Genomic DNA, 14,055 nt, shown 5'->3' on the forward strand with positions numbered 1-14,055 from the left:
CCCTGTCGTGGTACGCCGATGGCCCGGCACCCTGGGGCGTCGGGCCATCGGCGAAGTCCGTGGGTCAGCTCTCGGTCTTGGCCACGGTGGTGGTGGTCGTGGTGGCTGTCGTACGGGTACGGCGGCGGCGCGGCTTGGGCACCGCGTCTCCCTCCGGTGTCCCGTCGCCCGTCTCGACCGTGTCCGCCGCCTCGGCGACGGGCTTGGCGACGCGCGTACGCCGACGGGGCTTGGACTCCGCTACGGAGACCTCGGCCGGGTCGGCCACCGCCACCGTCTCCGCCGTGACGACTGCCTCGGCGGCGGCGGGCTTGGCGACCCGGGTCCGTCTGCGCGGCTTGGTCTCGGCGACGGCTACGGCGGTGTCAGCGCTGTCGACGGTGCTGACGGCCACCGCCACGGGGGCCTCGACCGTCTCGACCGCTATGGCCGCTTCCGCGGCGGGCTTGGCGGCCCGCGTACGGCGACGGCGCGGCTTGGGCGCCGCCTCGGCCTCCGGCTGCTCGGGCGCCACCACCGGCTCCATGGCCACCGGTGTCTCCACCGTCTCCAGGGCCGGTGCCTCGGCACCGGCACCGGCGCGGGTACGACGGCGACGGCGCGGCGTGCGCGGCTCGGCCGCCGGCTGCTCCGTGCTCTCGCTCCCGCTCTCCGGTACGTCGACCGGAACGGCCGTCTGGAACTGCGGCTCGGCCGTCGTCCCGTCCAGCACGGTCCCGCCACGGGTGCGGCGGCGCTGGCGCGGAGTGCGCGTACGGGCCGGGCGCTCTTCGCGTACCGCGGTGGCCGCCGACTTGCGGCCACGGCCGCCCGTCTCGCCCAGATCCTCGACCTGCTCGGCCGACAGACCGGCGCGGGTGCGCTCGGCCCTGGGCAGCACGCCCTTGGTCCCCGCCGGGATGTTCAGTTCCTCGAACAGGTGCGGTGACGTGGAGTACGTCTCCGGCGGGTCCGGGAAGCCGAGGTCGAGCGCCTTGTTGATGAGCTGCCAGCGCGGGATGTCGTCCCAGTCGACCAGCGTCACCGCCGTACCGGAAGCGCCCGCGCGGCCGGTACGGCCGATGCGGTGGAGGTAGGTCTTCTCCTCCTCCGGCGACTGGTAATTGATGACATGCGTCACGCCTTCGACATCGATACCGCGCGCGGCGACATCGGTGCAGACGAGGACATCCACCTTGCCGTTGCGGAACGCGCGCAGCGCCTGCTCACGGGCGCCCTGGCCGAGGTCGCCATGGACCGCGCCGGAGGCGAAGCCGCGCTGGGCGAGCTGGTCGGCGATATCGGCGGCCGTGCGCTTCGTACGGCAGAAGATCATCGCGAGTCCGCGGCCCTCGGCCTGGAGAATGCGCGCGACCAGCTCCGGCTTGTCCATGGAGTGGGCGCGGTAGACACGCTGTGTCGTATTGGCGACGGTCGCGCCCTCGTCGTCCGGCGAGGTGGCGCTGATGTGTGTGGGCTGCGACATGTAACGGCGGGCGAGACCGATGACGGCGCCCGGCATGGTCGCGGAGAACAGCATGGTCTGCCGTTTGGGCGGCAGCAGCTGGATGATCTTTTCGACATCGGGCAGGAAGCCCAGATCGAGCATCTCGTCGGCCTCGTCCAGGACGAGCGCGCGCACATGCGAGAGATCGAGCTTCTTCTGGCCCGCCAGATCGAGGAGCCGGCCCGGAGTGCCGACAATCACATCGACGCCCTTCTTGAGGGCCTCGACCTGGGGCTCGTAGGCCCGGCCGCCGTAGATCGCCAGAACGCGGACGTTCCGCACCTTGCCGGCCGTCAGCAGATCATTGGTGACCTGGGTGCACAGCTCGCGGGTGGGAACGACGACCAGCGCCTGCGGAGCGTTGGTGAGCTTCTCCGGCACGGCCCGGCCGGACTCGACGTCCGCGGGGACCGTGACGCGCTCAAGGAGCGGCAGACCGAACCCGAGCGTCTTGCCCGTGCCGGTCTTGGCCTGTCCGATGACGTCCTTGCCGGAAAGCGCGACCGGGAGCGTCATCTCTTGGATGGGGAACGGAGACAGGATGCCGACGGCTTCTAGCGCCTCGGCCGTCTCGGGAAGGATTCCGAGTTCTCGGAAAGTCGTAGTCAGGGTGCTGCCTCTTCTGTGAGACGCGGCGCGAGGCGAACGCTGGGGGTCGTACCGCACCTGGGTACTCGGCCGGCCGTGGGTTGGCCGGATGGTGCGGGACCACTGCCGTCGCTCGAGCGCTCGTGCCGCTGAGGGGGCCCCTCATCTGCGGTCGTACGCGGCTGTGCGTACGATTCGCGTGGAGGGCGGTCGGGTCGGAGCCGATCGGGCCACCGACCGGGCATCCTCATGGGGCCTGTCCGAGATAAAGCCCCGGACGAAATGCTGCCAAAGTGCTGCCAAGAACGCTGCCAGCACACTGCGAAACACTGCCAGATACTGCGAGGGCCCGCCAGAACACCAGCGGGCTCTTTATCACTGTACCCCGGAATCGCGCATGTGTGTTGGGCGAATTCGTCGGAACGGCGTGACGACAGTGTCTGACCAGGCCCTTCCCGGGCGGGAAGAGCGCGCTACTGTGCCGTCCATGGAGACGCCCGACAACGCCACCGCACCCGCACCCGCAGCCGAGGGACCCACTGGGATCGCCGCCCAGGGCTGGGACACGGCCGCCACCGAGCCGCAGTACCGCGCCGCGGTCGTGGATCTGCTCGGCGCGCTCGCCTATGGCGAGCTGGCGGCCTTCGAGCGGCTCGCCGAGGACGCCAAACTGGCGCCCACGCTGGCCGACAAGGCCGCGCTGGCGAAGATGGCCGCCGCCGAGTTCCACCACTTCGAGCAGCTGAACGAGCGGCTGCGCGCGATCGACGCCGAGCCGACCGGCGCGATGGAGCCCTTCGCGAAGGCGCTCGACGACTTCCACCGTCTGACCGCGCCGTCGGACTGGCTGGAGGGCCTGGTCAAGGCCTATGTCGGGGACTCGATCGCCAGCGACTTCTACCGTGAGGTGGCCGCGCGTCTCGACACGGACACCCGCTCGCTGGTACTGGCCGTACTGGACGACACAGGGCACGGCAACTTCGCCGTGGAGAAGGTGCGCGCCGCGATCGAGGCGGAGCCGCGCGTCGGCGGGCGGCTGGCGCTCTGGGCGCGGCGGCTGATGGGCGAGGCGCTCTCGCAGGCGCAGCGGGTCGTGGCCGAGCGGGACGCGCTCTCCACGATGCTGGTCGGCGGAGTGGCGGACGGTTTCGATCTCGCGGAGGTCGGCCGGATGTTCTCCCGGATCACCGAGGCGCACACCAAGCGGATGGCCGCGCTGGGGCTCGCGGCCTGAGCGGTCCGGGACCTTGACCGGGCCGTGCGTCAGGACGGCATGGCCCGGTGCAGCCGGCCCGCGGGCCGGACCAGCAGCGACAGCAGCACCGCGCCCACCAGCAGCGCGCCGGCGAGCATCGCCAGCACATGGCCGGGGCCGAGCGCCATATACGTCAGATAGGCACCGAAGAGGGCGCCGAGCGGGCCCGCGGTGAAAACCGTCCGGTACGACGGCAGCCGGTGCGACAGCAGATGGGCCGCGGCCCCCGAGAGACCGAGCCCGAGCAGGGCCGATGCCAGAGTTACCCAGATCACTGCCGATCACCTCACTGCACACGATGGACACCGCGGTCCGGACCTTTGGGCCCAGCACGTCACTACCCGGAGTGCGCGGAACGCAACCCTCCCCGGATCGCCCGGACACGATCAATCCCGGGCTGCCAAGTGGCCCACGTACGGTGTTGGAGCAGCGACAAAAGAAATGGTCCGGCGGGAATCCCGCCGGACCATCGCGATGTCAGTGACCAGAGCTCGTCCTAGAGCGCGCCGAACCCGACCCGTCGTGTCGTCGGCTCACCGATCTCCACGTACGCGACCCGCTCGGCCGGTACGAGGACCCTGCGTCCCTTGTCGTCCGTGAGGCTGAGCAACTGCGCCTTGCCGGCCAGCGCGTCGGCCACGGCGCGCTCGACCTCCTCGGCGGACTGCCCGCTCTCCAGAACGATCTCCCGGGGCGCGTGCTGCACGCCGATCTTGACCTCCACGGCTATGTCCCTCCGAACGGTCAGTGCGGTGCGCGGTCAGCCGCGCTGTACTCAGCACACATTAGCCCGGAGAGACCACCGGAAATCCACCCGGAAGACGCTACGGTGCACGCCGGCAGCGAACACGCGCCGCTCAGTGCTGCTCACCGCCGTGCAGCGGGAAGCCCGCGATACCGCGCCAGGCCAGTGAGGTCAGCAGTCTGACCGCCTCGTCGCGCGGGATGGCCGATTCGCTGGAGAGCCAGTAGCGGGCCACCACCTGGGAGACCCCGCCGAGGCCCACGGCCAGCAGCATGGACTCGTCCTTGGAGAGCCCGGTGTCCTCGGCGATCACCTCGGAGATCGCCTCCGCGCACTGGAGCGCGACACGGTCGACGCGCTCGCGCACCGCGGGCTCGTTCGTCAGATCCGACTCGAAGACCAGACGGAACGCGCCGCCCTCGTCCTCGACATAGGCGAAGTACGCGTCCATCGTCGCCTCGACGCGCAGTTTGTTGTCGGTTGTCGAGGCGAGTGCCGTACGGACCGCCTGGAGGAGGGCCTCGCAGTGCTGGTCGAGCAGGGCGAGATACAGCTCCAGCTTGCCGGGGAAGTGCTGGTAGAGGACGGGCTTGCTGACACCGGCCCGCTCGGCGATGTCATCCATCGCCGCCGCGTGGTAGCCCTGTGCGACGAAGACTTCCTGTGCCGCACCCAGAAGCTGATTGCGTCGGGCGCGGCGCGGCAGGCGCGTGCCTCGCGGGCGCGCCGCCTCGGTCTGCTCTATGGCTGTCACGCCGCCTCCCAAAGATCGTGCCGTGCGCGCTGTGCGCCGCCCCGCCATCGTACTTTTGGGTAACGGGGCTGTGCGCGGCGCGGACGCAGAATTTCACGGACCGGGACATCCGCGGTAGCCGGGCGTCCGACCAGGGCCTTTCCGGCCCTTCCGGCGGACCGCGCCGGTTCGGTGGAGCGGGCGCTGTTCAGCGGTAGCCGTCCTCGTCCTCGTCCAGATCGACCGCACGCGCCTGTTCCGCGGCGTCGCCCTCACTCACCGTGGCCGGATCGACATGGGTCAGCGGTTCGTCGCCGCGGTGCCGTACCTCCGCGTGCTGTTCCGCGGCGTCGGCCTCGGGCGTCTCCGCGTCCAGTTCGAGGTTGTCGCGTTCCTCGGTTTCCTCGGTCTCGAAGGTGTCCGGATCCGTGGGGTCCACCGGCATACCGTGCCCTTTCTCCTCGCCGCGCGGGACCGCGGAGAGCCGGGGCCGTCCGCGGCAGGAGGGGCCGGCGCGCGCGCCCCTCACCCCTGAAGCGTAGAAGCCTCGGATGCCGGACGCCATGCGGCCTGTGACGGCGAACACATAATCCCGGGCGTGATCGTCTCGTAACATTGCCGCATGTCTTCGACAGAGCTGCCGGAAACCATTGCCGCCGCCGTGGCTCCGAGAGTGAGTCCCGTCCGGGTCGCGGAGGGAGAGACGCTCCGCTCCGTCACACTGCCCGGACTCTCCTTGACGGTACGGGGACGGCCCGCGACGCGTACGGGAGCGCCGCCCGCGCTGTATGTGCACGGGCTCGGCGGCTCCTCGCAGAACTGGTCGGCGCTGATGCCGCTGCTGGCGGACCTGGTCGACGGCGAGGCCGTCGATCTGCCCGGCTTCGGTGACTCGCCGCCGCCGGACGACGGCAATTACTCGGTCACCGGCCATGCCCGCGCGGTGATCCGGCTGCTGGACGCGGGCGGGCGCGGTCCCGTGCATCTCTTCGGCAACTCGCTGGGCGGCTCCGTCGCCACGCGCGTCGCGGCGGCCCGGCCCGATCTGGTGCGGACCCTGACGCTGGTCTCGCCCGCGCTGCCGGAGATCCGCGTACAGCGCACCGCGGTGCCCACCGCGCTGCTCGCGCTGCCCGGAGCGGCCGGGCTGTTCGGCAGGATGACCCGGGAGTGGACGGCGGAGCAGCGCACGCGCGGAGTGATGGCGCTCTGTTACGGAGATCCCACCATGGTCACCGACGACGAACTCCGCGAAGCGGTCGAGGAGATGGAGCGTCGGCTTCAACTCCCTTATTTCTGGGACGCGATGGCCCGTTCCGCACGCGGTATCGTCAACGCGTACACATTGAGCGGTCAGCACGCACTGTGGCGGCAGGCCGAGCGGGTACTGGCGCCGACACTGCTCGTCTACGGCGGGCGGGATCAGCTCGTTTCGTACCGTATGGCACAGAAAGCGGCGATGGCTTTCCGTGATTCTCGGCTCCTTACGCTCCCTGACGCCGGGCACGTTGCCATGATGGAGTACCCGCGGGAGGTCGCACGGGCCGCGCGGGAACTTATCGCCCATATCAACAACACCGCCAACACCGCCAATATCGATACCGCCGACAACACCGACAGGAGCTGATCCGGGGCGTGGGACGACACAGCCGCAGAGGCCCCGCACCCCAGGGCTCGCCGAGCCCGGCCGGTGTCGCGCCGGCCGAGGCCGGCGCCGATCCGGATCCGGAAGGCTCCGGCGGCGGCCGGCGCCGGCGCTCGGGAGCCGGCCGCGACCAGGATCAGGACCAGGGCCGGCAGCGCGCGGGCGCGACGTACGGCACGCCCGCGCACGGCACTCCGCTGTACGGGACTCCCGCGCAGGGCGTGCCCAAGGTGCGCGGCGGCCATCCCGAGCAGCGTGAGCCAGGTGGCGGCTGGGGCTCCGGACAGCGGTACGGCGACTGGCAGGGCGCGGCCCCGGGCGCTGTGGCGCCGCCGCGCAGGGCCGGCGGACCGGCGACCGCCGCGCGCGGCAGCACGACCTTCGGCACAGGAGCGTCCGGGACCGCCGTGCCCGGGACCGCCGTTCCGGCGGCGGGAAGCCCGGCGAAGGGAAAGCCCGGGCCGGGAGCGCCCGGAACGGCGGCGCCCGGGACCGGAGCGCCGCTGATCCCGGGCCCACGACGTGAGTTCATAGACGCGTTCGACGCCGACGCCTTCGACGCGCCGCGCCCCCGTACCGGTCTGCGTGAGAGCGCTCCGTTCGCGCCCGCGCCGTCCCCCGCCACCACCGGCGGGCGCGACGGCGACGACGGCGCGGACACGGCCGTCGGCACGGGCGAGGGCACACCGGGCACACCGGGCGATCCCGATGCCGACCAGCCCGCCAGAGCCGGCAAGGGCCGCGCCCTCACCGGTATCGCCGCCGCCGCGGTGACCACCGTGCTCGCGGTCGTCGTGGCCGGACAGGTCACCGGTGGCGCGGAGCCGTCCGGCGCGCGGCCCGCCGAGGGACTCGACCGTACCGACGACGAGTTCGCCTCCCGCTCGGACGGCCGGGCCGCGCCGTCCTCCGGGAAACCGGAGGAGCCGGCTCCCGCGCCCGCCACCTACGCCGAGCTGATGACCCGGCAGTTCCCGCTCGATCCCGCGCTGACGGCCTCGGGCCGGTTCACCGCCGTACCGGGCCTGGACAAGGCGCCCGGCAAGGGCCAGAAGTTCCGCTACCGCGTGGACATCGAGGACGGACTCGGGCTGGACGGAAAGCTCTTCGCGGACGCCGTCCAGAAGACACTCAACGACGACCGGAGCTGGGCGCACAACGGCGCCATGACCTTCGAGCGGATCTCCGGCGGCAGCCCCGACTTCGTGATCACCCTGGCGAGTCCCGGCACCACGGGCGTCTGGTGCGCCAAGTCCGGTCTGGACACCACCGTCGACAATGTGTCCTGCGACTCGGCCTCGACCGACCGCGTCATGATCAACGCCTTCCGCTGGGCGCAGGGAGCGAAGACCTTCGGCGCCAAGGCGATGCTCGGCTACCGTCAGATGCTGATCAACCATGAGGTCGGCCATCGGCTCGGGCACAACCACGTGATCTGCCGCACGCCCGGAGCGCTCGCTCCCGTGATGCAGCAGCAGACGAAGTCGCTGGACATCGACGGGATCAAGTGCAGGCCCAACCCATGGGTCTTTCCCAACAGTTGAGATGCCCGTCTCACATCACGTTGACATCGGCGGCGGGGTCGTTCATATTTCTCGGCATGTCCCCCCACCGCCCCGCCGTACTCGGCCGCGCCGCCATTGAGCTGGCGCTCATAGGCGTGACCGCGCTCTGCGTGGCCGACATCCACTGTCGCTGACACCTGCCCGAGCGCGTGTCGGCCGTTCCTTTTTCCGCCGTACATCCGCGCGCCTGGGCGTACTCCGTCCATACGCAGGCGCGGCGCGCACCACTCTCCACCTCCACCACTCTCCACCGCTGCCGTCTGCGCGGACACCGAGCGTTCAGCGCCTTTGCTCCTTCGCTCCTGTTCCGTCCGACTTTCTCCGTGCAGCAACCGAGAGGCTTTCTTCCGATGCGTCAACCGTCCGTCAACACCCGCCGCCTGGCCGCGGCAGCCGTCAGCCTGGTCCTGGCAGCGGGCGCAGCCGCCTGCTCGGGCCCTCAGGACAACGATGCCAAGGCCTCGGCCACGGACAAGGGCAAGCCGCAGAAGGGCGGCAAGCTCACGGTGCTGAACACCGAGCCGCAGGCCGACTTCGACCCGGCGCGCCTCTACACCTCCGGCGGCGGCAACGTTCCCTCGCTGGTCTTCCGTACGCTCACCACCCGCAACCGCGCGAACGGCGCGGCCGGTACGAAGGTCGTGCCCGACCTGGCCACCGACACCGGGCGTCCCAACGCGGACGCCACGGAGTGGACGTACACCCTCAAGGAGGGACTGAAGTACGAGGACGGCACCGCGATCACCAGCGCCGACATCAAGTACGGCGTGGAGCGCTCCTTCGCCGCCGAACTCTCCGGCGGCGCGCCCTATCTGCGTGACTGGCTGGTCGGCGGCGCCGACTACCAGGGCCCGTACAAGGACCCGAAGGGCCTCGCCTCGATCGAGACGCCCGACGCCAGGACCATTGTCTTCAAGCTCAGGAAGCCCGAGGGCGACTTCCCGTTCCTGGCCACCGCGACCCAGTTCGCGCCGGTGCCGAAGGCCAAGGACGACGGCGCCAAGTACGAGGAGCACCCGGTCTCCTCGGGTCCTTACAAGGTCGTCAAGAACGAGGACGACGGCCGGCATCTGCTGCTGGAGCGCAATCCGAACTGGTCGGAGAAGACCGACGACCAGCGGCACGCCTACCCGGACACCATCGATGTGCAGTCGGGCCTCGACTCCGCCGTGATCAACCAGCGGCTGTCCACCAGCTCGGGCCCGGACGCCGCGGCCGTCACCACCGACACCAACCTCGGCCCGGCCGAACTCGCCCAGACAAGCAGCGACAAGGCGCTCGCGGCCCGCGTCGGCACCGGCCACTTCGGCTACACCAACTACCTCGCCTTCAACCCGAAGGTGAAGCCGTTCGACAACCCGAAGGTGCGTCAGGCGATCTCGTACGCCATCAACCGCACCAGCGTGATCAACGCGGCCGGCGGCTCCGCGCTCGCCGAGCCCGCGACCACCTTCCTGCCCGACCAGAAGGCCTTCGGCTACACGCCGTACGACCACTTCCCGGCGGGCAAGACCGGCGATCCGGCCAAGGCGAAGGAGCTGCTGAAGGAGGCCGGTTACGCCGACGGTCTGACCATTTCGCTCACGCACTCCACCGCGCAGAACCGGGAGACCAGTCCCGAGGTCGCCACGGCCGTCCAGGAGTCGCTCAAGCAGGCCGGGATCACGGTCAAGCTGGTGGGCCTGGAGACCAACGCGTTCAACGAGGCACGCTGGAGCGCCACCAAGTCGCCCGGCTTCTACCTCTCCCGCTGGGGCGCGGACTGGCCGTCCGGCGGTCCCTTCCTGGCACCGATCTTCGACGGCCGGCAGATCGTCACGGACGGCGCCAACTTCAACCACGCGCTGCTCGACGACCCCGCGGTCAACAAGGAGATGGACGAGATCAACAAGCTGACCGATCTGGCCGCGGCGGCCGAGCGCTGGGGCGCGCTCGACAAGAAGATCGGTGAGCAGGCGCTCGATGTGCCGCTGTTCCACCCGGTCTACAAGCGGCTGTACGGCAAGGACGTCAAGAACGTCGTCATCAGTGACTGGACCGGAGTCCTCGACATCTCGCAGGTCGCGGTCAAGTGAGTACGGTTCCCGATCTGCCGGCGTCCGGGGCGAAGGCGGGTGCCGCGGTCGCGGTGCCCGCCGCCTCGGACGCCCGTCAGGCCTGGCGGCGGCTGCGCGGACGCCCGTCGGCCGTCGTCGCCGCGGGCGTCCTCGGACTGCTCGTGGTGCTGGCCCTCGCCGCGCCGCTGCTCGCCGCCGTCGAGGGCCAGGACGCGAACACGTACCACGACGCGCTGGTGGACTCGGCGCGCGGCGGAGTGCCGATCGGCTCGTTCGGCGGTGTCAGCGGCGACCACTGGCTGGGAGTCGAACCGGGCACCGGGCGCGACCTGTTCGTACGGCTGCTCTACGGCGCCCGGGTGTCGCTGCTGGTCGCGGTGGGCGCCACCGTCGTCCAGGTGCTCATCGGGATCGTCGTGGGCCTGGCAGCCGGGCTGGGCAACCGGCTTCTCGACACCGTGCTCAGCCGGTTCACCGATGTGATGATCGCGCTGCCCATGCTGGTGCTGGCCATCGCCCTGACCGCCGTCGTGCCCACCGACTTCCCGCGTCCGCTGCTGCTGATCCTGGTGATCGGGCTGCTCAGCTGGGGCGGTACGTCGCGGATCGTCCGGGCGCAGACGCTCACGCTGAAACAGCTCGACTTCGTGGCCGCCGCGCGGCTCGCGGGCTCCGGGCGGTGGCGGGTGGCACGGCGTGAGCTGCTGCCCTCGCTCGCGGCTCCCGTCATCACCTACGCGGCGATCCTGCTGCCGACGAACATGGTGACCGAGGCGTCGCTGTCCTTCCTGGGCGTCGGTGTCAAACCGCCGACGCCGTCCTGGGGACAGATGCTGTCGAGCGCGCAGACCTGGTTCCGCGCCGATCCGATGTACGTACTGCTGCCGGCCGGGATGCTGTTCGTGACCGTGCTCGCCTTCACCGTGCTGGGCGACGCGGTCAGGGCGGCCCTCGATCCACGGGAGGCCGGGCGGCTGCGGATCGGGCGGCGCCGTACGTCCCGTACCCGCGCCGCCGCCACCGACTCGTCCAAGGACCTCTCCTCATGACGCGCTATCTGCTCAAACGGCTCGGCGGCGCGGTGCTGGTCCTGCTCGTGCTCTCCGTCGTGATCTACGGGCTCTTCTATCTCGCGCCGGGCGATCCGGCCCGGCTCGCGTGCGGCGAGCGGTGCAGCACCCAGCAGGTCGCGCAGGTACGCGAACAGCTCGGTCTGGGCGACTCGGTGTACACGCAGTACGCCCACTTCCTCCAGGGCATCTTCGCCGGGCGCGACTACTCCACCGGTACGGCCCTGCTGCACTGCGACGCGCCGTGCCTGGGCTTCTCGTACCAGACCGACCAGCAGGTCACCTCGCTGATCCTGGACCGGCTGCCCGCGACGCTCTCGCTCGCGCTGGGCGCCATGGTGATCTGGCTGGTCATCGGAGTGGGCACCGGGCTGCTCTCCGCGCTGCGGCGCGGCGGGATCACCGAGCGCGCGCTGACGGTGCTCACACTGGCCGGGACGGGCACGCCGGTGTTCATCCTCGGACTGCTGCTGCTGATGCTGGTCTGCGCGTACTTGCAGTGGCTGCCGTTCCCGACGTACGTACCGCTGACCGACGATCCCGAGCAGTGGGCGTGGAACATGCTGCTGCCCTGGCTCACGCTCGGACTGTTCGAGAGCGCCAAATACGCGCGGCTGACGCGCAGTTCCACGCTGGAGACGCTGGCCGAGGACCATATCCGTACGCTCCGCGCGTACGGCGTCGGCGAGCGCGCGGTCGTCGGGCGGCACGCGCTGCGCGGCGCCGTACCGCCGGTCATCGCGCTCAGCGCGCTGGACTTCGGCACGGTGATGGGCGGCGCGGTGCTCACCGAGTCCCTCTTCAACATTCCCGGGATCGGCAAGACACTGATCGACGGCGTGCGGGAGATCGATCTGCCCGTGGTGGTGGGAGTGGTGCTGGTGACCGGCACGGCCGTCGTGGTGGCGAATGTGGTGGCCGATCTGCTGTACGCGGCGGCCGACCGGAGGGTGGCACTCCTGTGACTCCTGTGACTCCTATGACTCCTGCGACGGAGCAACTGATCGAGGTCGAGGGCCTCACGGTCGACTTCGTCTCGGGCGAGGAGACCGTACGGGCCGTCGACGGGCTGTCGTTCTCGCTCGCCGCGGGCCGGGCGATCGGCCTGGTCGGCGAGTCCGGCAGCGGCAAGAGCACCGTCGCGAGCGCGCTCCTCGGACTCCACCGTGGGACGGGCGCGCGCGTCGGCGGCGCGGTGCGCGTGGGCGGTACGGACGTGGGCACCGCCTCCGACCGTGAACTGCGCGCGCTGCGCGGAGCGGTGGCCGCGATGGTCTTCCAGGACCCGCTGTCGTCCCTGGACCCGTACTACGCCGTCGGCGACCAGATCGCCGAGGTCTACCGGGTCCATACGGACGCCACACGGCGGGCGGCCCGCGCACGGGCCGTCGAGGTGCTCGACCGGGTGGGCATCCCGGACGCGGCGCGCCGGGCGCATTCCAGACCGCACGAGTTCAGCGGCGGTATGCGCCAGCGCACGCTCATCGCGATGGCGCTCGCCTGCGAGCCGCGTCTGCTGATCGCCGACGAACCGACCACGGCGCTCGATGTGACGGTCCAGGCGCAGATCCTCGATCTCCTCCATGATCTGCGCGGCGAGACGGGCATGGGACTGCTGCTGGTCACCCATGACGTGGGAGTCGCGGCGGAGAGCGTGGACGAGGTGCTGGTGATGCGGCACGGCAGGGAGGTGGAGCGCGGTCCGGTCGCCGAGGTGCTGGGAGCGCCCAAGCAGACGTACACGCGCACGCTGCTCTCCTCGGTGCCTCGGGTGGACGCGCCGGTGGCGCGGACGGTGACGGAGCCGCGCCCTCTGAGCGAGCCGCGCATTCCGGCGGGTGAGCCGCGTCCTCTGCGTGAGCTTCAGGGCGAGCCGCGCCCTTCGGCGGATGAGGTGCTGCTCGAAGCCGTCGATCTGCGGCGGGAGTTCCGGCGCGGGCGGCGGACCGTCACCGCCGTCGACGGAGTGTCGCTCACCGTCGGCGCCGGCGAGACGCTCGGCATCGTCGGCGAGAGCGGCAGCGGCAAGACCACGCTCGGACGGATGCTCGTACGGCTGCTGGATCCGACCGACGGGCGGCTGCGCTACCGCGGCGCGGAGATCGGAGCGGTCTCCGAGAAGGAACTGCGGCCGTACCGCCGTGAGTTGCAGATGATCTTCCAGGATCCCGTCGCCTCGCTCAATCCGCGCCGCTCGGTGGGCGAGTCCGTTGCCGATCCGCTGCGGGCGGCCGGAGCGCTGGACGAGGGACGGATCGTGGCGCGCGCACGGGAGCTGCTGGAGCGCGTCGGGCTCGATCCCGACCGCTACGACCGGTATCCGCACGAGTTCAGCGGCGGCCAGCGCCAGCGCGTCGGTATCGCGCGGGCCCTCGCCGCCGAGCCCCGGCTGATCGTCTGCGACGAGCCCGTCTCGGCCCTCGATGTGACCACTCAGGCGCAGGTCGTCGCGCTCCTCGCGGAACTCCAGCGGGAACTTGGCCTCGCGCTGGTCTTCATCGCCCATGACCTCGCCGTGGTACGGCAGGTCAGTGACCGTGTCGCCGTGATGCGGGACGGCAGGATCGTGGAACAGGGAACGGCCGAGGAGGTGTACGGCGCGCCCTCCGACCCGTACACAAGGCAACTGCTCGCGGCCGTGCCCGCGCTCGATCCGGTGCTCGCCGCCGCGCGCCGCTCGGCCAGGAAGGCGCTTGTGGCGCCTGCCGAGAAAGTCGCCGTGGCCTGACCTTGCGTAGCCGGAGCACTCCGTAGCGCGACAGAACGCTACCGGTGCGGGAAAGTTACGTGCATTCACCCCTTCCGGTGGTGGGGGGGGGGGAGGGGGGGAGCGGCCGCCGCCCACAACACACATTCGCGGACCCGACGGCGGCGGCCGGACCCCCCGCGCCCCCGACCAGCCGGACCGGGG

General features: G+C 70.9%; 13 protein-coding genes. 8 read left to right on the forward strand and 5 right to left on the reverse strand.

From position 1 onward, the window contains the following. Positions 1-64 precede the first annotated feature (64 nt). Positions 65-2,002, reverse strand: coding sequence for a DEAD/DEAH box helicase (locus tag ACFV6H_RS33305; RefSeq protein WP_385549872.1), 1,938 nt, complete (start codon positions 2,000-2,002; stop codon positions 65-67). A 559-nt stretch (positions 2,003-2,561) separates the two neighbouring features. Here ACFV6H_RS33305 and ACFV6H_RS33310 point away from each other — a divergent pair. Next, positions 2,562-3,308, forward strand: a complete 747-nt coding sequence (locus ACFV6H_RS33310; RefSeq protein WP_384793568.1) for a ferritin-like fold-containing protein — start codon at positions 2,562-2,564, stop codon at positions 3,306-3,308. Positions 3,309-3,337: 29 nt separating this feature from the next. Here ACFV6H_RS33310 and ACFV6H_RS33315 read toward each other — a convergent pair whose 3' ends face one another. The 4 genes from ACFV6H_RS33315 to ACFV6H_RS33330 form a co-directional block, all read right to left on the reverse strand. Further along, positions 3,338-3,604, reverse strand: coding sequence for a hypothetical protein (locus tag ACFV6H_RS33315; RefSeq protein ID WP_384986083.1), 267 nt, complete (start codon positions 3,602-3,604; stop codon positions 3,338-3,340). A gap of 221 nt (positions 3,605-3,825) precedes the next feature. Beyond that, complete coding sequence (locus ACFV6H_RS33320; protein WP_093603697.1) at positions 3,826-4,053, reverse strand: DUF3107 domain-containing protein; 228 nt, start codon at positions 4,051-4,053, stop codon at positions 3,826-3,828. Positions 4,054-4,186: 133 nt separating this feature from the next. Then, entirely contained in the window at positions 4,187-4,828 is a 642-nt protein-coding gene (locus tag ACFV6H_RS33325) for a TetR/AcrR family transcriptional regulator (protein ID WP_093603694.1), read from the reverse strand. Positions 4,829-5,015: 187 nt separating this feature from the next. Further along, complete coding sequence (locus ACFV6H_RS33330; RefSeq protein WP_385549878.1) at positions 5,016-5,252, reverse strand: hypothetical protein; 237 nt, start codon at positions 5,250-5,252, stop codon at positions 5,016-5,018. A gap of 177 nt (positions 5,253-5,429) precedes the next feature. Here ACFV6H_RS33330 and ACFV6H_RS33335 point away from each other — a divergent pair, with 177 nt between their 5' ends. The 7 genes from ACFV6H_RS33335 (at position 5,430) to ACFV6H_RS33365 (ending at position 13,872) form a co-directional block, all read left to right on the forward strand. Then, on the forward strand, positions 5,430-6,434 hold the full coding sequence (locus ACFV6H_RS33335) for an alpha/beta fold hydrolase (protein WP_385549881.1): 1,005 nt from the start codon (positions 5,430-5,432) through the stop codon (positions 6,432-6,434). A gap of 8 nt (positions 6,435-6,442) precedes the next feature. Next, positions 6,443-7,996: a DUF3152 domain-containing protein gene (locus ACFV6H_RS33340; RefSeq protein WP_385549884.1), complete on the forward strand. Its 1,554-nt coding sequence runs from the start codon at positions 6,443-6,445 to the stop codon at positions 7,994-7,996. 56 nt (positions 7,997-8,052) lie between these two features. Continuing rightward, positions 8,053-8,151 carry an Ms4533A family Cys-rich leader peptide gene (locus ACFV6H_RS33345; RefSeq protein WP_345941103.1) on the forward strand — a complete coding sequence of 33 codons (99 nt, stop codon included), beginning with the start codon at positions 8,053-8,055 and terminating at the stop codon, positions 8,149-8,151. A gap of 216 nt (positions 8,152-8,367) precedes the next feature. After that, positions 8,368-10,092, forward strand: a complete 1,725-nt coding sequence (locus ACFV6H_RS33350; RefSeq protein ID WP_385549888.1) for an ABC transporter substrate-binding protein — start codon at positions 8,368-8,370, stop codon at positions 10,090-10,092. Beyond that, positions 10,089-11,123, forward strand: a complete 1,035-nt coding sequence (locus tag ACFV6H_RS33355) for an ABC transporter permease (protein WP_384986078.1) — start codon at positions 10,089-10,091, stop codon at positions 11,121-11,123. The genes ACFV6H_RS33350 and ACFV6H_RS33355 overlap by 4 nt, the downstream gene beginning before the upstream one ends. Continuing rightward, positions 11,120-12,109, forward strand: a complete 990-nt coding sequence (locus ACFV6H_RS33360) for an ABC transporter permease (protein WP_385549892.1) — start codon at positions 11,120-11,122, stop codon at positions 12,107-12,109. Before ACFV6H_RS33355 ends, ACFV6H_RS33360 begins: the two co-directional genes overlap by 4 nt. A gap of 14 nt (positions 12,110-12,123) precedes the next feature. Then, positions 12,124-13,872, forward strand: a complete 1,749-nt coding sequence (locus ACFV6H_RS33365; RefSeq protein WP_385549894.1) for a dipeptide ABC transporter ATP-binding protein — start codon at positions 12,124-12,126, stop codon at positions 13,870-13,872. The last annotated feature ends 183 nt before the right edge of the window (positions 13,873-14,055 follow it).

Source organism: Streptomyces sp. NPDC059743, from assembly GCF_042732975.1.
GTDB lineage: Bacteria > Actinomycetota > Actinomycetes > Streptomycetales > Streptomycetaceae > Streptomyces.

What these genes read in the sequence shown, in the direction of transcription:
- ACFV6H_RS33305 (WP_385549872.1), bottom strand. Translation starts at nt 2,002, where the DNA reads ATGACGCTCCCGGTCGCGCTTTCCGGCAAGGACGTCATCGGACAGGCC.
- ACFV6H_RS33345 (WP_345941103.1), top strand. Translation starts at nt 8,053, where the DNA reads ATGTCCCCCCACCGCCCCGCCGTACTCGGCCGCGCCGCCATTGAGCTG.
- ACFV6H_RS33365 (WP_385549894.1), top strand. Translation starts at nt 12,124, where the DNA reads ATGACTCCTGCGACGGAGCAACTGATCGAGGTCGAGGGCCTCACGGTC.
- ACFV6H_RS33360 (WP_385549892.1), top strand. Translation starts at nt 11,120, where the DNA reads ATGACGCGCTATCTGCTCAAACGGCTCGGCGGCGCGGTGCTGGTCCTG.
- ACFV6H_RS33350 (WP_385549888.1), top strand. Translation starts at nt 8,368, where the DNA reads ATGCGTCAACCGTCCGTCAACACCCGCCGCCTGGCCGCGGCAGCCGTC.
- ACFV6H_RS33335 (WP_385549881.1), top strand. Translation starts at nt 5,430, where the DNA reads ATGTCTTCGACAGAGCTGCCGGAAACCATTGCCGCCGCCGTGGCTCCG.
- ACFV6H_RS33330 (WP_385549878.1), bottom strand. Translation starts at nt 5,252, where the DNA reads ATGCCGGTGGACCCCACGGATCCGGACACCTTCGAGACCGAGGAAACC.
- ACFV6H_RS33310 (WP_384793568.1), top strand. Translation starts at nt 2,562, where the DNA reads ATGGAGACGCCCGACAACGCCACCGCACCCGCACCCGCAGCCGAGGGA.